The organism is Brumimicrobium salinarum (assembly GCF_002844555.1).
GTDB classification, from domain to species: domain Bacteria; phylum Bacteroidota; class Bacteroidia; order Flavobacteriales_D; family Crocinitomicaceae; genus Brumimicrobium; species Brumimicrobium salinarum.
This window is the reverse complement of sequence record NZ_PJNI01000003.1, coordinates 163,283-183,154: the sequence shown is the minus strand read 5'-3', so window position 1 is coordinate 183,154 and position 19,872 is coordinate 163,283. Positions and strand designations below refer to the sequence as shown.

Sequence of the window (19,872 nt, the reverse complement as noted above, 5' to 3'; positions counted from 1 at the left end):
ATGAACAGATTTTGTGTAAAACAATGCTTTAAATAACTTGATATGTTAACTTAAATTTAGTTGTTTTGTTATTAAACAATATACGATTGTGAGGAATGAATCCATCTAAAATTTCGATGATATGAGAACAGTCTCGCAATCAAAAAAATACAAACAATGAAAAATATTCTAATATTAGGAGCAGGGTTGTCATCTTCCTCACTAATACGTTATTTATTACAAAATGCAGAAAAAGAGCAATGGTTTCTTACCATCGTTGATCAGAATCAAATTGAGATTGAGAAGAAAATCAATGGTTCAAAATCTGCCGAGGCAAAAGTTTTTAATGCATTAGATCCAGATGAAAGAAAGCCTGAGATTGAAAAAGCCGATATCATAATTAGTATGCTGCCCGCACGTTTTCATGTTGATGTAGCAAAAGATTGTATTGCTCTAAAAAAGAACTTGATTACACCTTCTTATGTTTCTCCAGAAATGAAAGCGTTAAATGAAGAAGCAAAGGCTGCTGGGATAACTATAATGAATGAAATAGGAGTAGATCCTGGAATTGATCATATGAGTGCAATGCGTGTTATCGATGAAATACGTGATGCGGGTGGTGAAATGAAAATTTTTGAATCTTTTACAGGGGGGCTAGTCGCTCCTGAAAGTGACGATAATCCTTGGAATTATAAATTTACTTGGAACCCAAGAAATGTTGTTTTAGCTGGGCAAGGCGGAGCAGCACAATTTATTCAAGAAGGAAAATATAAGTATATTCCTTACAACAAATTATTCAGAAGAACTGAAATTATAGATTTGGAGGATTTTGGAAGATTTGAAGGATATGCTAATCGAAATTCTTTAATGTATAGGTCGTTATATGGTTTAGAAGAAATCCCTACTATTTACAGAGGAACCTTGCGTAGGGTTGGTTTCTCTCGAGCTTGGGATGTGTTTGTTCAATTGGGTATAACAGATGATTCTTACGTTTTAGAAGGTAGTGAGAATATGACAAACCGCGATTTCATTAATGCATTTTTACCTTACAATCATAGCGATTCTGTTGAGCTTAAATTACGACATTACGCAAAAATCGACCTTGATGATTCACTCTGGGATAAGTTAGTCTGGCTGGGAATTTTTGACGGAGAAAAGAAAATTGGTCTCAAAAATGCGACTCCTGCTCAAATGTTGCAAAAAATATTAGAGGAAAAATGGGCTTTACAACCAGATGACAAAGATATGATTGTGATGTATCATAAATTTGTTTATAAACTAAAAGGTGAATTAAAAGAAATTACATCAGAAATGGTGAATATTGGGGAGGACCAAACATTTACTTCAATGAGTAATACAGTTGGTTTACCATTAGGAATATGTGTGAAGAAAATTCTTAACGAAACGATACAAACGAAAGGGGTGCTTATTCCAACAAGTAAAGAGGTATATGCGCCTATTCTAAAGGAATTGGAGGAGTATGGAATTAAATTTACTGAAAAACAAATTCATCCTCCACGCTTGTATAATGAAGAGCAGACATGGAAATAGATTAGATTATTAACTTTAAGAAAAGATCCTTTCAGTTTGTTTACGTTAGATTAGCGTATAATTAAATTGAAAGGATTTTTTATTTTTGAAGATCGCAATATTTTTAACTGTTTAGGTCATGTAGGCGTCAATGTAAAATTTAACAGTGATTATTAAAAAGATATAAATTGAAGCTGGTATAGTCAAAAAGAAAGCAAATGTTATTGCGATCATTCCACCGATCATTCCAATTAAAAGCGCTTTTCTTCTTGAGTAAACAACATTCTTCCAAGAAAGGAATTTGTAAGAGTTGGTTTTAATAAACCCGACTTTATACTGTTGAAAGTTTCCTAAAATCACCAAGGGAAGTAAAATGTAGCCTTGAGGGATAGGAATTCCAACCTCAACATAATTGATGAAATCCACGAACTCTTGATAAAAATTAATGCTAGGTACTATAAAGTAAAGCGCAATGTGTGCAAGCAGGATTAAAACACACATCAAAAGTGTATTGAATATTAATCTACCATATCTAATTTTAAAAGGAAATTTTATCCGTTGAAAAGCTATGATTTTATCTACTTTAAGATAAATAAAGGCTTCAGAAACAATTAAATCAATAAAGTAAAACAGTAAAATGAAGTAAATACCCCACTCAAAAAAGAGTACACCAAGTATGGGGATAATTGCTTCGCTTATTGCATTTATGAGTTTTAAACGGCGCATCAGATCATTGTTCAAATAAATTTAATGCTTCGGCTGCTTCAATCGCAGGAGTAAAGTTTTTATCAATTTTAACGGCTTCCGAATAGGCGTTTGCTGCTTCGGTTTTTCTACCTTGTGCTTCGTATACCTTTCCTATTTGATACCATGCAGGAACATATTCAGGATTATAATCTAGTGCTTTACTGTAAAAGAAGGTGGCACTGTCTAATTGCTTTTGATAGTGATGTTTTATATATCCTTCATTGAAATAGGTAATGTGGAAAGCGGGCTTTAATTTTTCTAATTTTCGATAATGAATAAGGGCTTCATCATATTTTTCTAAATCTTGTAAACTTTTGGCTACACCGTAAATGGCGTTTAAGTTGTTCGGCTTTAAATCTGTTGCATTTTCATAGTATTCTAACGCTAATTTGTGATCTTCCATATCAGTCAGCAACCAACCTGTGTTGAGGTGCCCCATAAAGAAATCGGGGTCTAATTGAACAGCTGTCTGATAGCTAGAAAGTGCCAATTTTTTTTTGTCTAAAGTCTTGTAAATAGAACCTTTTAATACATATCCATCGCGATAACGTTCATCAATTCTTAAAGCGTCATTTATATATTTAATTGCAGTTTTCATATCACCAGTTAATGCAAATGTATTGGCTAAATCTACAAGTGTTTTGGGATTGTTCGGAGACAAAGAAAGAATGTATTTATAATGTTTTTGTGCACGTTCGATGTCAGAGATGGGCGCATCCGGTTTATTGATTAATGTCCAAGCGTATAATTGTCTTGCATCAATGTTACTAGAATCTAAACGGTATGCTTTTGCTCCAGCATCTAATGCGCAATCGTAATCAAGATTGTCTTTGCAAAGCTCTCCCTTTTCTATCCATAATTTAATATTGTTAGGTTCTTTTTCTAAGCGTTTCGAAATACTTTTTAGAGATGCTACATCATTGTTTTCTTCTTCTGTATCAAAAAACTGTTCATTTTGAGGCTCCTCTGTTTCACAAGCTACCAAAAGCACTAAAATCACGATTGAGAAAATATATTTAATCATAAAGCTTCTTTTTTTATTTTTAGACACAAAGATAAGTAATTCCAAAGGTTTTGTGGTGTTGCATTGGTTCTTAACAATAAATAAAACACCTATTTTACACCACGGAGCATTTCTCGCTTGCCCGGAGGTCCTGGTATTTTTTCAACGTTAAACCCTACTTTCATTAGGTTTCGTCTTACTTCACCTTTGGCACAGTAGGTGACGAATATTCCTTCTTTTTTTAAGCTTTTATACATTTTCGTTAAATTTTCTAAGCTCCACATTTCAGGTTGCACACGTGGACCAAAAGCGTCAAAATAGATTAAATTATAAGTTGATTCCCTAGGTGAAAAGTCCTTTAGATCTCGGTGTTTTTTCTCTAAATTAAAAAATGAAGAAATTTCATGAGATTCATCCCAAGACGTTTGATGAAGGGCTTCGTATTGATTTTTGTAGTTTTTTATTTCTTCAATCTTCGAATACGCTAAGCTTTTCAACTCTTTTGTTGAAACCGGAAAGGCTTCCAATCCTGTGTAGTTGATGGATATTCTTTTTTTGTTAGCTGAAATATAGGTGAGTATTGCATTGAGACCAGTTCCAAAACCTATTTCTAAAATAGAACATTGATCTTTTTTGACCTGATCAAGTCCGCTCTTAAGAAAAACGTGTTTAGCTTCTTGAATAGCACCATGTGTAGAATGGTAACTTTCGTTGAGAGAAGGTAAATGTATGGTGTTAGAGCCATCTTTTGTTGCTATTATTTCTCTTTTCATATCACTTATTTGACGTAAAGTTAATCAATGTATAACATTCATGGGCGAAGAAAGCCAAATAGAATGTGTTGTTCTGCTTTGTAACTTTGCTTTTCCCCTTTTTGATTTACTTGAAGGTCTGCATGCCCCAGAATTTAAAAAAAGGGTTCTTTAGTCTTAAAGAAAATCATTTATCTTTTTTTATATCTTCATCAAATTTTCATAAAATCTGTTTGTTTAAAACTATTCTACTATTTTAAATAAAAAACAGCGGAACAAAACAACAATTAAGGTTTTAAGCATATAAAAGTTATCCACTAAAATAGAGTTTTGAACATTATGAGAAGATGCTTCAGATAAAGTCTAAAATCGAAATCGTTTTGAATATATTTGCAACATGGAGAAGCAAGATAAAAAGGAAGGCAAGTTTGCCGTAAGTAGAAGTAATCGCGGTGGGAAAAACCCATCAGATATCGGTCGTGTACCACCTCAAGCTATTGATTTAGAGCAGGCTGTTTTGGGAGCGATGATGATTGATGGTGGAGCGATGAACAACGTAATTGATATTTTACGTACAAAGGACGCTTTTTATGATCCTAAACATCAAGCGATTTTTGAGGCGATGAAGGAGCTTTATGAAACGACAACGCCAATTGATTTATTGACCGTTTCAGAACAATTGCGAAAAATGGGTAGCCTAGAACTTGCAGGTGGAGCCTATTATTTATCAACTTTAACTAATAAAGTAGCTTCTGCAGCCCATGTTGAACACCATGCACGAATTATAATTGAAAAATATATTCAGCGAGAAATTATAGGTATTTCTAGCGAGATTCTAAAAGAAGCATACGATGAAACAAAAGATGTTTTTAGTGTGCTCTCAAAAGCAGAGGAGGATTTATTTGCTATTGCTCAAAATAACATGAAAAAGAGTTATGATACGATGCAAACTGCAATGAAAGGCGCTATTGAAGAGATAGAAAATGCGCGTGGTAATAGTGATGGAGTTTCTGGAATTCCAACAGGATTTAAAGATTTAGATCGAATGACATCTGGTTGGCAACGGTCTGATATGATTGTTATTGCCGCCCGACCTGCAATGGGAAAAACAGCATTTGTACTTTCCATGGCTAGAAATACTGCGGTTGATTATAATATGGGAGTTGCTATTTTCTCTCTTGAGATGTCGAGTGTTCAATTAGTGAAACGTTTAATCTCTTCTGAGGCACAAATTGATGCAGAAAAATTAAGAAAAGGAAATATAGAGGATCACGAATTTCAAATGATTCACAGTAAAATATCTCGTCTTTCAAAAGCTCCTATTTTTATTGATGATACTCCAGGTATTTCTATCTTTGAATTACGTGCTAAATGTAGAAGACTCAAGCAGAAACACAATATCGAAGTCATCATTATTGATTATCTTCAGCTGATGACCGCGGGAACAAATAAAGGAGGTGGAAATAGAGAGCAGGAAATTTCTCAAATCTCTCGATCCATAAAGGAAATTGCAAAAGAATTGAATGTTCCTGTCATTGCCTTGTCTCAATTAAGTCGATCGGTTGAGCAAAGAGGAGGAGACAAACGACCTATCCTTTCCGATTTGAGAGAGTCGGGTGCAATTGAGCAAGATGCAGATATTGTTTCTTTTATTTATCGAGCAGAGTATTATGGTTTGTTGGAAGACGAAAAAGGACCTACTCAAGGAATGGGTGATATTATTATTGCCAAACACAGGAACGGTTCTACCGATACAGTTCGACTTAAATTTATTGGAAAATATGCCAAGTTTGATAATGTAGATTCTTTTGGAGGTGACGAAGATATTCCACAATTGGGTGCTATGCCAACAGGAAGTGACTTTGATACTTCTGAGGCGGAGAGTTTCATGATTAAATCTAGTCGAATGGACGATATAGATGACGATGATGAGTTTGATTTATCAAGTGGAGGAGATAGTGATACACCTTTTTAATTGTTATGATAAAATTTCTTTTTAAATTAGGAGAATGAGATATTTTTTAACCCTATTATCCTGTGTTTTTTTAACTGTGCAACTAAATGCTGCGCAAATCCTTGTTCCAATGGACGATAGTCAGACCAATCATTTGAAAGCTTATGGAATAGCTTATTTCGCGCTGGAAAACGGAGTGGTAATGGAATGGCTTTTAAATCATCGCGGAGGATCCTTTTTAATGCCTCATTTAAGTGCACTCGAAAATGAACTTGTAATTAGAGGAGTGAGCTATGAGATTGTAGCTGATGGTCAAGTGAATACAATTAAACGAAAGATTGGATCGCCTGAAATAAATCAAGAAGTGGTTCAGCTTGAGGTTGCACCAAAAATAGCCGTTTATACACCAGGAGGGAAGCAGCCTTGGGATGATGCAGTAACTTTGGTTATGGAGTACGCTGAAATTCCTTATGATAAAGTTTACGACAGTACTGTTATTGCAGGTGGATTGAAAGAATATGACTGGCTGCATTTGCACCATGAAGATTTTACAGGACAGTATGGCAAGTTCTATGCTGCCTATCGAAATGCCCCGTGGTATAAAGAACAAGTTCAAAAATTAGAGGCTAGTGCGAAAAGTTTAGGATTTGATAAGGTATCTGATATGAAGTTAGCCGTTGCTACTGCAATAAAGAATTATGTTTTTGTTGGTGGCTTCTTGTTTACTATGTGTAGCGGTACGGATAGTTTTGATATCGCACTTGCAGCTCATCAGACAGATATTGTAGAGCACATGTTTGATGGAGACGGCATAGATCCTAACTATAAATCTAAACTTGATTTCGAGAATGCACTCGCTTTTGAGAATTACGAGATTATTGAAAATCCTATGGAGTATGAATACTCAACAATTGATGGAACGAACCGGCATAGGCGTATCAGCGAGAAGGACGACATTTTTACTTTGTTTGAGTTTTCAGCAAAATGGGATGTTGTACCTACTATGTTAACACAAAATCACACGTCAATTATTAAAAATTTCTATGGACAAACAACGGATTTTGTAAAGGATTACATAAAGCCATCTGTTACCATTATGGGAGAATCAAAAGGTATTGAAACTGTTAAGTATTTACATGGTGAATTAGGAAATGGTACATGGACTTTTTATGGTGGTCACGATCCAGAGGATTATCAACATAGAGTGGGCGACCCGCATACGGATTTAAGTTTACACCCAAATTCACCTGGATATAGACTTATCTTAAATAATGTTCTTTTTCCAGCTGCTAAAAAGAAAAAACGTAAAACATAGTAATTTTGAGCTTTCTATTAAAAAAAGAGTATCGACTAGGTCTCGTTCTTACGCTTGTTTTTGGTGTGTTTTTGTTTACGATTGATAAAACTTCAGCACAAATTATATCTGCTATTGTAGACCATCCTTTTGAGTACATACGTCCTGCCTTTTTAAAGCTGATGTATCTAGTTTTATTTGTAGTTACCATCGCCATGTTATCTACCTTAAATAAAAGTGAAAAGTCTACGGCAGAAGAAAAAGGACAGGCTTTTAATTCCTTTATTGTAGCTAGTGTATTTGCGTTTTTCCCTGGATGGGCTATTCATCTATACTATGTTGTCCATACAATTGAACAACAAGCAAGTATCATGTTGTTAGAAGACCAATTTTGGATTTATCATTGCGCCGATTTCACTTTAGTTATCGGTTTTGCAATTGCTGGGTTTTTAAGGTTAAGACCTGCTATTCATAATTAGAAGCACTAATTGCTTTCACCGTAAAACACAATCAAATCATCTGCTAGAAGCTCCCTTCTTAAGGTTATAGCAATTTTTTCTTTGACGGTGTTACCACAAAGTCCTTTAAATATTGTGGTTCAAAGTACGCTACGTCTTCAAATTCATTTGCTTGATATTTTTTAAAAGCTAATTCAATTTGTCCTTTTGCACTTGAAGAAATGGATTCGTCAAGGGTTAATTCTCTATTCTTCCAAATTTCTTTTGTTTTACTCGCTCCATCTCCAACTACGACCATAGGTAAGAATTCTTGATAGGTGTTTTCTTCTAAAACATCAGCAGAGAGAGGTTTGATAACGTTAAAACGCGAATTGAAAATAGTTGAGAAAACCTCCATTCTTCGCGCATCTATCATAGCGCAAATATTGGTGTTGGGGTGTTTAGTACTGGCTAATTGTGCAATGCTTTCCAAGGTGTCAACAGATATTAAGGGTTTATTGAGAGCGTAACATAAGCCTTTTGCAGTTGATACTCCGATGCGCAAACCTGTATAAGAGCCTGGACCCCGTGTGACTACAATGGCGTCGATTTTTGGTAACTTCCAGTTATTGTTTTCAATAATCTTTTCGATAAAAACAGTTAAGCGTTCAGCATGAATATATTTATCAGATGAGGCCTCCATTGAATCAACAAGTTTTCCGTTTTCAGATAATGCAACAGAGCATACCTTGGTTGAAGTTTCTATATGTAAAAATCTTGCCATTTTCCTAAATGTTTCAGTTTGCAAGAATACAATTTTTTAACGAATCTCATTTAATTCTCATAAAATTTGGAGTCTTTTAGTGAAGTATTACTATTTTTGATGGTTCGAAATAAGAAAAACAAAAATCATGTCATATTTATTTACGTCCGAATCAGTATCAGAAGGACATCCAGATAAAGTAGCGGATCAAATTTCCGATAATTTAATAGATCATTTTTTAGCATTTGACAAAAATTCAAAGGTCGCGTGTGAAACAATGGTTACAACAGGACTCGTTGTTTTAGCTGGTGAGGTTAATTCTAATATTTATTTAGATGTTCAGAAAATCGCCCGTGATACCATAGAAAAAATAGGGTATACAAAAAGTGAATATCAATTTGATGCCAAGTCTTGTGGTGTTATTTCTGCAATTCATGAACAGTCTGAAGATATAAATCGTGGAGTGGATAAAGAGAATCCAGAAGATCAAGGTGCAGGTGATCAAGGGATGATGTTTGGATATGCAACCAATGAAACAGAGGATTACATGCCTTTAGCACTTGATTTATCGCATAGACTGTTGATGGAGCTAGCCGAATTAAGGAGAGAAGAAAAGGAAATCACCTATTTACGTCCTGATGCTAAAGCACAAGTGACAATTGAATATAGCGATGACAACAAACCGCAAAGAATTGATGCAATCGTTCTTTCTACTCAGCATGACGAGTTTGATGCAGATGAAAAGGTAATGCTTGAAAAGATTAAAAATGACGTAAGGGAGATTTTAATTCCACGTTTAATCAAGAAGTTAAATAACCCAATGGTTGAAGAGCTGTTTAAAGGTGATATTACCTACCATATCAACCCTACAGGGAAATTTGTTATTGGTGGTCCACACGGAGATTCTGGATTAACAGGAAGGAAAATTATCGTAGATACTTATGGCGGAAAAGGTGCGCATGGTGGAGGTGCTTTCTCAGGGAAAGACCCTTCTAAAGTTGACCGTTCTGGAGCTTACGCAACTCGACATATAGCGAAAAACTTGGTTGCTGCAGGATTATGTGAAGAAGTTTTAGTTCAGGTATCATACGCTATCGGAGTCGCTGAACCTATGGGATTATATGTAAATACGTATGGTACAGCAAAAGTAGATATGACAGATGGAGATATAGCACGCGAAATCTCTAAAATGTTTGATATGCGTCCTGCTGCGATTGAAGAGCGTTTGAAATTAAGAAATCCTATTTATGGACCAGCGGCAGCATACGGGCATATGGGAAGAAAACCTGAAACACGAAAAGTAACCTTTAAAAATGGAGGTAGAGAAGAGTCAATGGAAGTAGAGTTTTTTACATGGGAGAAATTAGACTTTGTCGACCAAATTAAATCGAAGTTTGGATTGTAATCAATAGGTTTATATAATTGAAAAGCCGAATTTCATTTATTTGAAATTCGGCTTTTTTATGGGTTAAAATGTAATAAATTGGCGGGATTATGTTTTTTTTGATTGGATTGTCGTGTTACGACATCACGGTTTTGTAGGGTTGATTGACGATTGGTAATAAACGTTTTTTTTATAGAAAATCATTCAACGCAAAAATAATACGTGTGTTTCAACACAAAACATAATCCATAAAACCATCACGTCTTACAAATAACGTCTAATTTTTCAAGGTTTCATCCAGCCATTTATAAAATTCTTTTTGCCAGATAATTGCATTTTGCGGAGATAGAATCCAGTGATTTTCCTCTGGGAAATAAATCAATTTTGATTGAATTCCTTTTAATTGAGCTACCTGAAAAGCTTCAAAGCTTTGACCTTCAGGAACCCTGAAGTCTTTACCGCCTTGGGTTATTAAAATTGGTGTATCCCAGTTGTTAACTAATTTATGCGGACTAAACTTTTCATACGACTTTTTGTTTTCTTCTTCCCAATAAGGTCCTCCTAAATCCCAATTGGCAAAAAATAACTCCTCCGTTGTTCCATACCACGAGGTCATATTAAATAACCCAGCATGAGCTATTAACGATTTGAAACGTCCTTCATGAACGCCTGCTAAATAAAAAACAGAATATCCGCCATAAGAAGCTCCAACTGCTCCAATACGTTTAGTGTCTACATAATCTTCTTTACTTACATTGTCAATTGCTGATAGGTAATCTCGTATCGATTGACCTCCCCAATCTTTTGAAATTGCGTCGTTCCACTTTTGACCAAAACCGGGTAATCCTCTTCTGTTTGGAGCTACAACAATATATCCTTTTGAAGCCATTAAGCGAAAGTTCCATCGGAAGGAAAAAAATTGACTTACTGGGCTTTGTGGTCCGCCTTGGCAATAAAGAAGTGTAGGGTATTTCTTGGTTTCATCAAAATTAGGAGGTAAAACAACCCACGTCAACATTTTTTTATTATCGGAAGTTGTTATCCATCTTTTTTCAATTGTTGGTGCATCAAAAGTTTTTAACTTTTCTGTATTGGCTGTAGTGATTGGTGTTGCTTTACCACTTTCAATATCTACAGAGAATAATTCATTAGGATGCAGCATAGACTGACGCAGCGCTATTATTTTGTCGTTGGCGAGCCTTAAGCTTCCATAATTGTGATCTCCTGATGTAATCATCTTGTATTCATGAGTTTTTACATCTAGTTCAAAAAGCTGATAAGTTGCTTCTATGGTTGCTAGGAAAAATATCTTATCACCATCTTTATTCCATATAAAGTCGCTTACTGTAAGATCGATACTCTCTGTTAAATTTTGATCTTCTTGTGTTGTTATATCTCGCACAATAATGTCATTTTTATCAGATTCGAAACCATCATTGGACATGCTTAGCCAAGCGAGTTTCTGAGTTGCTTTGTGAACAACAGGATTTCTATCATATCCTTGATACGCTTCTGTCCAATTGCTAGTTTCGTTTGTTTTTATAGTATAGACATAAAGTTCAGTATCTGTACTTGTAGCATATTCTTTTCCTGTTTTTTTCTTGGATGTGTAAATGATTTGCTCTTCATTTAGAAATGTGACACCTTCAAGCCCACCAAAAGGTTTCAATACGCCATCATAAGGTGTTCCCGCCAAGATATTTGTTCCTTCGCCGCTAACTTTTCCATTTTTGATGTTGTAAACAAAAAGTTGATCGCTATATTCATCTGTCCAATGATCCCAGTGTTTGTACATTAAATCATCATAAATTTTGACATTTGCCTCACTATATTTTGGGTATTGATCTGAAATTGAAGTGCCTGTTTTTACACGCTCAAGCGTAATTAAGATATTCATTTCAGGGCTTATTTTGAAGTCAAGCAACCGATCTTTAGTTTTTGTTAGCAATGTACCTAATACTTCATGTTTTTTAGAAATAGTTACAATTTGCTTCTTGTTGTCTGTTATTTTTATACCTGCTAACCCATCTTTTATCCATCTTAAATTTTTGATTTCAGCGGTTTCTCCTTCAATTTTCTGATGTTTGTCCTTTTTTATATCATAGACATAATAGGAGCTTTCACTATTGTTATCATCTACAGAGAAGGTCGAGGATTGATAAAGAATCTTACTTTGATCAGTTGAGACTGTACCTCCGCTAATTCTTTTGAGTTTCCATAGTTGATTAGAAGTGAAGTCTTGTGATTGTCCAAAAACAAATGAAGAAAGCAACAATAAAAAACTACCTGCTAAAAATCTTAATTTCATATCTATTATTTTTAAAAAGTGAATTTATAAAAAATAAGCGATTTACACTTCAAAAGCAATGTCTATTTCAAGATTTCTAAGGAATTAATAAAAATAGAAAGCATTACATATACGAGCAAAGTATACTTACAACAGATATAGAACAAAACCATCTTCGTTTAAGCACAGTAAATGTTGAAAAAACCTTTTATTCGTCTCAAACTTTGTTGTTTGACTTATAAAAATTTTCGGTTGAAAGGTTTTGCGTTTTCTTACAATGTCTTAGCGAAATATTGAGGATTAAAAAAACTAAATTGAACCTTTTTATTGTTTACCGCTTGTGAAAGATATTTAGTACATTTGTTTTCTTAAAAGATAAAAATAGAATTATGTCACATTCAATTAAGCCTGGAGTTGCAACAGGTGATGAGGTTCAAAAGATTTTTAAACACGCTAAAGAAAACGGTTATGCATTACCTGCTGTAAACGTTGTGAATTCCAGTACAATGAATGCATGTATGGAAACTGCAGCTAAAAATAATGCGCCAATCATTATCCAATTTTCAAATGGAGGAGGTGTTTTTAATGCGGGAAAGGGACTTCCCAATGATAATCATCAAGCGGCAATTGCTGGAAGTATTGCAGGTGCAAGGCATGTTCACCTAATGGCGGAGTTGTATGGAGCAACAGTTATTTTGCATACTGATCATTGTGCCAAGAAACTATTACCTTGGATTGATGGGCTGTTGGATGCAAGCGAGAAAGAATTCGCAAAAACAGGAAAGCCTTTGTTTAGCTCTCACATGATTGATTTGTCTGAAGAGCCAATTGAAGAAAATATTGAAATCTGTAAAAAATACCTGAAGCGAATGAGCAAAATGGGGATGACTTTAGAGATTGAATTAGGTATAACTGGTGGTGAAGAGGATGGTGTAGATAACACCGACGTTGATGTTTCAAAGCTTTACACGCAGCCTGAAGAAGTTGCTTATGCGTATGAGGAATTGTTAAAGATTAGTGATAAATTCACTATTGCTGCTGCTTTTGGAAACGTCCATGGTGTATATCGTCCTGGAAATGTTGTGTTAACTCCCAAAATCTTAAAGGATTCTCAAGAATATATAGAAAAGAATTATAAAACAGATAAAAATCCTGTAGATTTTGTTTTTCACGGAGGTTCAGGATCTTCTGTGGCTCAAATTCGTGAAGCAATTGGTTACGGCGTAATTAAAATGAATTTGGATACTGATATGCAATATGCTTTCAATACAGGAGTGAAAACATATATGGATAAATATGATCAATATTTGAATTCACAAATTGGTAATCCAGATGGCGAAGATCTTCCAAATAAAAAGTACTACGATCCAAGAAAATGGCTTAGAGAAGGAGAGATCGCTTTTGTTGAAAGACTCACAAAATCTTTCGATGATTTAAATAATATAGACACACTCTAAGTTTTAGAAATAAAATAATATCACTATTTTAGTAATTAAAAATAGAATTTAATGGTTTGGTTTAAACGAAAAGTAGAAGGAATACAGACATCCACAAAGGATAAGAAAGAAACACCTGAAGGACTTTGGTATAAATGCCCAAAGTGTCAGACAGTTGTTACTACAGAAGACCATATTTTAAACTTTTTCGTTTGTGAAAGATGTAGTTTTCATGAGCGAATTGGTTCCGAGGAGTATTTTCAACTTTTCTTCGATAACGCTGAGTATAAAGAGTTAAACAAAAAAATGAAATCGGGCGATCCGCTAGAATTTGAGGATACAAAAAAATATGTTGATAGAATTAAACAAACCCAAAAGAAAACGGGTTTGACAGATGCTATTAGAACAGCTCATGGGAAAATAGATGGCGAAGATCTGGTAATTGCTGCAATGGACTTTAGTTTTATTGGTGGCTCCTTAGGTTCTGTTATGGGAGAAAAAATAGCGCGGGCAATTGATGTGGCTATTAAAAAGAAAGCTTCATTCATGATCATATCAAAATCTGGAGGTGCAAGAATGATGGAAGCAGGTCTTTCACTTATGCAGATGGCAAAAGTAAGTGCTAAGTTAAATCAACTTTCTCAAGCTAAGTTACCGTATATTTCATTTTTAACAGACCCAACCACTGGAGGTGTAACGGCTTCTTTTGCAATGTTGGGAGATATTAATATTGCTGAGCCAGAAGCTTTAATAGCGTTTGCAGGTCCTCGTGTGGTTAAAGAAACCATTGGAAGAGAACTGCCTTCTGGTTTCCAGCGCTCAGAATTCGTGTTGGAACACGGTTTTTTAGATTACATTGTAGATCGTCATCATTTAAGAGAGGAAGTCTCAAAATCAGTTAGAATGTTTAGAAACTAAACTTGAGATAAACAATATATATTAAGCTCCATAAGTTTTCTTGTGGAGCTTTTTTTATTCATGGACTCGACTTCTAGAATTAACTTAGCCTGGATGCTAAGACAGAGGTTTTTGATATATAGAATGCTAACTTCAAACGATTCACATCGAAAGGTGTATGCTTGAGCGTAAAAACGATAAGTGTTGAATACACGTTTTACAGAAAAAAAGGATTTCGTCCACATTTTAAGAAAGGTTATTTATTTTCAAATTTTGACAGCCATAACTTCAAATTGATAGATGGAAAGCTGTCTAAATAAAAGTCAAGTAGAAAAATTACTCTTTATCGTTGTTTTTGTTCTTTTCCTCCTGCTCATCTGCCCCGTCATTTTTATCATTTTCATCCTCACCATTTTCACCATCTTCATTACTTTCAGTTATTTCAGAAGTGATTTCAGACGATATTTTCATGTCAATTACCTCTTTGGCTTCTTGTAAAGTATCAGCAAGGTCGTCTTTTGCTTCTTTAGCCTTTTCTTGTTTGATGTCTTTTTTGATTTCTTCTTTTGCTATTTTTTCAAAAGAAATTTCCGCATCACTAGGTCCCATAGCCATCTTCTCTTTGATTTTAGCAAAAATAGTTTCATCCTTTTCTTTATTAAACAGAAGGCCAATCATCATGATGGTAACAGTTAATAGTATTACCTGAGTAATTAATGTTTCACTCACAATTGCGATATTATCTCCCGGATCGATATATAAGAATAATAAAATGGTAATTAATCCTCTTGGAGCAATAAACATTAGTGGCATTGCCGGCAAACCAGATATTTTTAATTGAATAAACCTAATAAGGAAAATTAATCCTGAAATACCTAGCGCCCAATAAAATGTTTGAAGATCTAATAGTTCTTGTGTGTCAATTAAAAAACCGAATAATAAGAAAAACATTACCCGAACGAGAAAAGTACCTTCAGCAAGGATTTCATGAAATTTTTGAACCTCATTTTCTAATTTTCTTAATTTAAAACGCTGCATGAATTTTATGCGTTTTATTTCTTCTAAATTGCCCAAAAACATTCCGAATAACATTATAAAAATTAGCCCTGGAAGATGATAAATTTTAGAGATCGTATAGATTAAAATCACTAAAATAATAATCGGAACAAATTTAATTTGATGTTTTATTTGTGCCAATAAGTAGGATAAACCAATTGTTGCTATAAATGAAACTACTGCGATTAAAAGTAATTGAAGCAAAAACACCCAAAATGAATGGAAATCAATGGTAGCGTTTCTAAACATAAAATCGAAAAATAAAACTCCTAAGATGTCAGATAAACTGCTTTCATAAGTTACAAATTCTTTATTTTTCTTTCCAAGATTAACCGCACTAGGTATAGCTATAGCAGAACTAATTACCGTTAGCGGAATGGCTCCAATTAATGCTTTCCTAAAGTCAGGATCTACGTTTCCGTCTCCATAATGTGTTTGATAATAAAAGAAGGCACCAGCAAGTAAAAAGCCAAGTACCATCATAGGAATAAGCGCCACAATCATCGATTTCCGTAGGACGGGCAGTTTTGATTCGTTAAATTCTAACTCTAATGCCCCTTCAAGAACAATGACAATCAAACCTATCGTTCCTAAAATAGGCAGTAAACCACTTAGATTTGGAACGTTAATGTTAAAAATATCTGTGATTTGTTGCAGTCCCCAGCCTAAAATAAGTAAAAGGATAACGGAAGGAATTTTCGTTTTTGATGTAGTTAGATCAAAAATATAAGCCATTATTATGAGTACGCAAAAGGCAATAATAAATGTATTTGTCATGAGGTATTCTTATGTTTATATCCTATGAGTAAAGTGTCCTAAATTTTGAAAGTCAAAAATCAGAATTCCTAAATATAACAAGATTTAAAAAAAAAACGTTTCCCTCAAGCATCAATATTATCATTGTTTTTCATTTGTACTGCCTTTATAAAAAATAGAGATAAAAATTAACATTTGAAAATGAGTGTTTTAGTAGCGTGATGCTTTGTTGATATTTGTTTTTGATGTGAAAGTAATTCAACTTTATGTTTTTTTCTTTAAAAGTATAAGCGATAAAACGAGGGATTTGTTTTTTTGGTAAGATTATTTTTTTCTGATGTTAACTGATTCTCAAACTAACTTAGAAAGGTTTTAAATTATGAGGTTTGTTATTGAAAGATCTATTGAATGAATCAAAAGTTGTTAATTTTACGTAAATTATTTTTCTCAAATATTATGAAGTTAAAAAGAAGTAAAGAAAATTTGATTTATAAAATTGCCTTTGTTGGATTTATTGGTGGTTTTGCTGTTTTATTTAATCAATGTACAAATAAAAGCGTTGGAGAAACCGAAAAACTAGCACAAAAACCTGAGACAAGTGAGGATTTGAAAGAAGACAAAGCACTAAAAGAAAAAGCTGAAATTTATTTTGCTTCTATTTCATCGTTGCCTAAACAAGAATTTCCTGAAGAAAAAATTGAACTAGGTGAAAAATTATTTATGGACACCCGACTCTCAAAGGATGGGAATATTAGTTGTAACTCTTGTCATAACTTAAAAACTTATGGAGTTGATAACTTACCATTATCTCCGGGTGATACAGATGAGTTGGGTGCAAGGAATTCTCCTACTGTCTTTTATGCACATCTTCACGGTATGCAGTTTTGGGATGGAAGAGCGAAGGATGTTGAAGAGCAAGCTGGTGGTCCTATTTTGAATCCGGTGGAACACAACATTCCTTCCGAAGAGTTTTTGGAGGAACGCATTAGAGGAATTGAGGAATATCAAGAAATGTTTGCTAATGTTTATCCAGATTCTGCCCAACCCATTACTTTTGAAACCATAACGAAAGCTATAGGAGCTTTTGAACGTCAATTAACTCCTTTAAGTCGTTTTGATAAATGGTTAGATGGAGAAAATGATGCCTTAAATTCGCAAGAGAAAGATGGGTTAACAGCTTTTATCGATAAACAATGTATTACGTGCCACAATGGGCCAGCCTTTGGAGGGAATATGCTGCAAAAGTTTGGTATAAATGGTGATTACTGGGAACTAACTAAAAGTGAAATTATCGATCATGGATTATTCGACTTAACACAAGAAGAACGAGATCGCTACAAATTTAAGACACCAGGATTAAGAAATGTAGAAATGACTTTCCCGTACTTCCATGATGGTTCTGTAGAGAAGTTAGAGGATGCTGTTAGAATTATGGGACAACTACAAATTAATGAAGAGTTGACAGATCAAGAAGTGAAAGATATTACTGCCTTTTTGAAAAGTTTAACTGCTTTGCCAGAAAATGAGTAGACCTTAAATAAAAGAAGTTTGAATATTGTCTATGAAAAGCTTTCTTGGTTTTAACAGGAAAGCTTTTTTAATTTTATATACTTTCAGAAAGTAATGTGCAGTAGCTTATCGCTTAAAAAAGATAGATGTTTTTTATAAATATTTATAAGTTTTGACTGTAAAAAGACGAAGAATCAAATGAACAATTCACTATCTTTAAAACATGGAGCATTTCTGTATTTATCCAAGATTTAAAGACGCAGCGCATTTTCAAAATTATTGGAAGAAAGGAAATGGTAGGGAACTAAAAGAATGGAGTGGAGCCAAACTTTCATTGGATGGATTTGAAGAACAATCTCAACTTTACTTTCAGGTAGATGAATTGGGAGATCAGATTATTCAAGATTTCTATTTGAATCAATCTTATCAGCAAGCATCACAAAGGCTTGAAAACTGCATTAGAAAAGGAATCGAAAAGCAGAATGATGTTCCGGAAAGTGTGAAGCGACTTTTTGGGTTCACAGAAAAATCACCTGACTGGCTGGATAGAGATTTATTAAATATCGGAGCAGAAACTTCGATGAGAGTTGGCAGAGATGCATTAATTACCTTAAGAGATTATTCCTTAATGGGCGGTTATGATTATGCTTATCTCAACAAACCACTTGTTCATACTGGAGCATTGAGAAAAGGTGCTTTTAAACGGCTATCAGAAACGTTAAATTTTTGGGTAAATGTAACGAGAAAAAACGCAATGAACATTCATGATAAAGGATATGAATCCGCTATAAAAACTCGGATGATCCATTCTTTTGCGCGTTATCAAATTAAAAAACATGTGCCCAATTGGGATGTTAAAGAAATGGGAGAGCCCATTAACTTATGGGACATGACAGCCACTTCCAATGGTTTTAGTTTGATTTTGCTTCACGGAATAAAAAAGTTGGGAAATGAAATCACTCCAAAGGAAGAATTAGGTGTTTTTCACTTATGGAAATATATTTCTTACTTGATGGGAGTTCCCGCTGGTGCTTTACCGAACAACGCAAAAGAGGCCGTAGAGAATTTCTATCGGTGGACATCTGTGCAGCCACCGGCAGATGAAGATTCTGTGTTTTTGGCGCAATCCCTCGTTAATGAATCGCTTGAAAATCCTGTGCTTAGATTTCAGTTTCAGCGTAATTTTCTCAATTATATTCATGTATCGAGTTCTAAGTTTTTGTTAGACGATGAGGTCTTTGAAAGACTAGAGTTACCAAAAGTTTGGAATGCTGGATTTATACCAAATACTTTAAAAACGGGAAATAAAGTTCGACAAAAGGTGATGAGTCGAGAAAAACTCATTGAAAAAGGGGATAAGATACAACAGCATATTTTAAAGCAGTATCTAGAAAAACACTAAAACAAGTTAGTCTATATCATAAATTGTATTGCTGTTAATCGTTCATTTGTTTGATCAGATAATTAAATATAATTGAGGTGCTTTCTTCAATTGTTTGTGTTTCTGTTGAAATAATTAAGTCTGGATTTTCAGGTTCTTCATAAGGAGAGTCGATGCCTGTGAAATTCGGTATGGTTCCAGCTCTGGCTTTCGCATAAAGCCCCTTTGGATCCCTAATTTCGCAAATGTGTAAAGAAGTGCTGATGAATACCTCAATAAATTGATCTTCTCCAATTGTATTTTTACAATTTTCTCGTTCCTTTTTAAACGGAGAAATAAATGAAACAATGGGAATAACCTCAGCAACTGAAAAAAGTTTGGCTACTTCAGCGATTCTTCTCATATTTTCTATTCTATCTTCATTGGAAAAAGTTAAATCTTTGCTGAGTCCAGTCCGAATAACATCACCATCTAATACCGTAACAGGAATTTGTTTTCGCTTTAATTTTTCAGCCAAAGCATTTGCAATTGCCGTTTTTCCAGCACCCGACAGCCCAGTCATCCATACAACGGGACGTTTGTTCAGCTTATCTTTAGAAGTCTTTGAAGGTTTCGAGCTATTCATTATTATTCTAAATTGGGTAATTAATATCTATTTAGGCTCTATTTATGTTGCAAAGCAAATATAAAATTAATTATATTTGATT

The 19,872-nt window shown here is 34.3% G+C and carries 16 protein-coding genes; 9 read left to right on the top strand and 7 right to left on the bottom strand.

Annotated elements, in window-relative coordinates; all coding sequences use genetic code 11:
* Positions 1–156 precede the first annotated feature (156 nt).
* Positions 157–1,530: a saccharopine dehydrogenase family protein gene (locus tag CW751_RS05080; RefSeq protein ID WP_101333912.1), complete on the top strand. Its 1,374-nt coding sequence runs from the start codon at positions 157–159 to the stop codon at positions 1,528–1,530.
* Between the two features lie 111 nt (positions 1,531–1,641).
* Here CW751_RS05080 and CW751_RS05075 read toward each other — a convergent pair whose 3' ends face one another.
* The 3 genes from CW751_RS05075 to mnmD all read right to left on the bottom strand — a co-directional run bounded on the left by CW751_RS05075 (position 1,642) and on the right by mnmD (position 4,032).
* Positions 1,642–2,235: a hypothetical protein gene (locus CW751_RS05075; protein ID WP_101333911.1), complete on the bottom strand. Its 594-nt coding sequence runs from the start codon at positions 2,233–2,235 to the stop codon at positions 1,642–1,644.
* Positions 2,236–2,239: 4 nt separating this feature from the next.
* Entirely contained in the window at positions 2,240–3,280 is a 1,041-nt protein-coding gene (locus CW751_RS05070; RefSeq protein ID WP_101333910.1) for a tetratricopeptide repeat protein, read from the bottom strand.
* A gap of 89 nt (positions 3,281–3,369) precedes the next feature.
* On the bottom strand, positions 3,370–4,032 hold the full coding sequence (mnmD, locus tag CW751_RS05065) for a tRNA (5-methylaminomethyl-2-thiouridine)(34)-methyltransferase MnmD (RefSeq protein WP_101333909.1): 663 nt from the start codon (positions 4,030–4,032) through the stop codon (positions 3,370–3,372).
* 376 nt (positions 4,033–4,408) lie between these two features.
* Between mnmD and dnaB the strand changes: the two genes are divergently transcribed.
* The 3 genes from dnaB to CW751_RS15315 are packed head-to-tail and all read left to right on the top strand — an operon-like array spanning position 4,409 to position 7,738.
* Positions 4,409–5,986 carry a replicative DNA helicase gene (gene dnaB / locus CW751_RS05060; RefSeq protein WP_101333908.1) on the top strand — a complete coding sequence of 526 codons (1,578 nt, stop codon included), beginning with the start codon at positions 4,409–4,411 and terminating at the stop codon, positions 5,984–5,986.
* A 34-nt stretch (positions 5,987–6,020) separates the two neighbouring features.
* Complete coding sequence (locus CW751_RS05055; protein WP_101333907.1) at positions 6,021–7,280, top strand: asparagine synthetase B; 1,260 nt, start codon at positions 6,021–6,023, stop codon at positions 7,278–7,280.
* Between the two features lie 5 nt (positions 7,281–7,285).
* On the top strand, positions 7,286–7,738 hold the full coding sequence (locus CW751_RS15315) for a hypothetical protein (RefSeq protein WP_133122130.1): 453 nt from the start codon (positions 7,286–7,288) through the stop codon (positions 7,736–7,738).
* A 64-nt stretch (positions 7,739–7,802) separates the two neighbouring features.
* On the opposite strand, the gene tsaB is transcribed toward CW751_RS15315, so the two are convergent.
* Positions 7,803–8,480, bottom strand: coding sequence for a tRNA (adenosine(37)-N6)-threonylcarbamoyltransferase complex dimerization subunit type 1 TsaB (tsaB, locus tag CW751_RS05040; protein WP_101333904.1), 678 nt, complete (start codon positions 8,478–8,480; stop codon positions 7,803–7,805).
* A 127-nt stretch (positions 8,481–8,607) separates the two neighbouring features.
* Between tsaB and metK the strand changes: the two genes are divergently transcribed.
* Positions 8,608–9,864 carry a methionine adenosyltransferase gene (gene metK, locus CW751_RS05035; RefSeq protein ID WP_101333903.1) on the top strand — a complete coding sequence of 419 codons (1,257 nt, stop codon included), beginning with the start codon at positions 8,608–8,610 and terminating at the stop codon, positions 9,862–9,864.
* Positions 9,865–10,120: 256 nt separating this feature from the next.
* On the opposite strand, the gene CW751_RS05030 is transcribed toward metK, so the two are convergent.
* Entirely contained in the window at positions 10,121–12,151 is a 2,031-nt protein-coding gene (locus CW751_RS05030; protein ID WP_101333902.1) for a S9 family peptidase, read from the bottom strand.
* Positions 12,152–12,519: 368 nt separating this feature from the next.
* Between CW751_RS05030 and fbaA the strand changes: the two genes are divergently transcribed.
* Both fbaA and accD read left to right on the top strand, forming a co-directional pair.
* Complete coding sequence (gene fbaA / locus CW751_RS05025) at positions 12,520–13,587, top strand: class II fructose-bisphosphate aldolase (protein WP_101333901.1); 1,068 nt, start codon at positions 12,520–12,522, stop codon at positions 13,585–13,587.
* A gap of 51 nt (positions 13,588–13,638) precedes the next feature.
* Positions 13,639–14,484, top strand: a complete 846-nt coding sequence (accD, locus tag CW751_RS05020) for an acetyl-CoA carboxylase, carboxyltransferase subunit beta (RefSeq protein WP_101333900.1) — start codon at positions 13,639–13,641, stop codon at positions 14,482–14,484.
* A 315-nt stretch (positions 14,485–14,799) separates the two neighbouring features.
* Here accD and CW751_RS05015 read toward each other — a convergent pair whose 3' ends face one another.
* Positions 14,800–16,296, bottom strand: a complete 1,497-nt coding sequence (locus CW751_RS05015; RefSeq protein WP_205677781.1) for a sodium:proton antiporter — start codon at positions 16,294–16,296, stop codon at positions 14,800–14,802.
* A 435-nt stretch (positions 16,297–16,731) separates the two neighbouring features.
* Here CW751_RS05015 and CW751_RS05010 point away from each other — a divergent pair, with 435 nt between their 5' ends.
* On the top strand, positions 16,732–17,805 hold the full coding sequence (locus CW751_RS05010; protein WP_101333988.1) for a cytochrome-c peroxidase: 1,074 nt from the start codon (positions 16,732–16,734) through the stop codon (positions 17,803–17,805).
* Between the two features lie 202 nt (positions 17,806–18,007).
* Entirely contained in the window at positions 18,008–19,186 is a 1,179-nt protein-coding gene (locus CW751_RS05005; RefSeq protein WP_101333899.1) for an oxygenase MpaB family protein, read from the top strand.
* A gap of 34 nt (positions 19,187–19,220) precedes the next feature.
* On the opposite strand, the gene cysC is transcribed toward CW751_RS05005, so the two are convergent.
* The gene (gene cysC, locus CW751_RS05000; protein WP_101333898.1) at positions 19,221–19,790 is read right to left on the bottom strand and encodes an adenylyl-sulfate kinase; all 570 of its coding nucleotides are present in this window, start codon (positions 19,788–19,790) and stop codon (positions 19,221–19,223) included.
* Positions 19,791–19,872 lie beyond the last annotated feature (82 nt).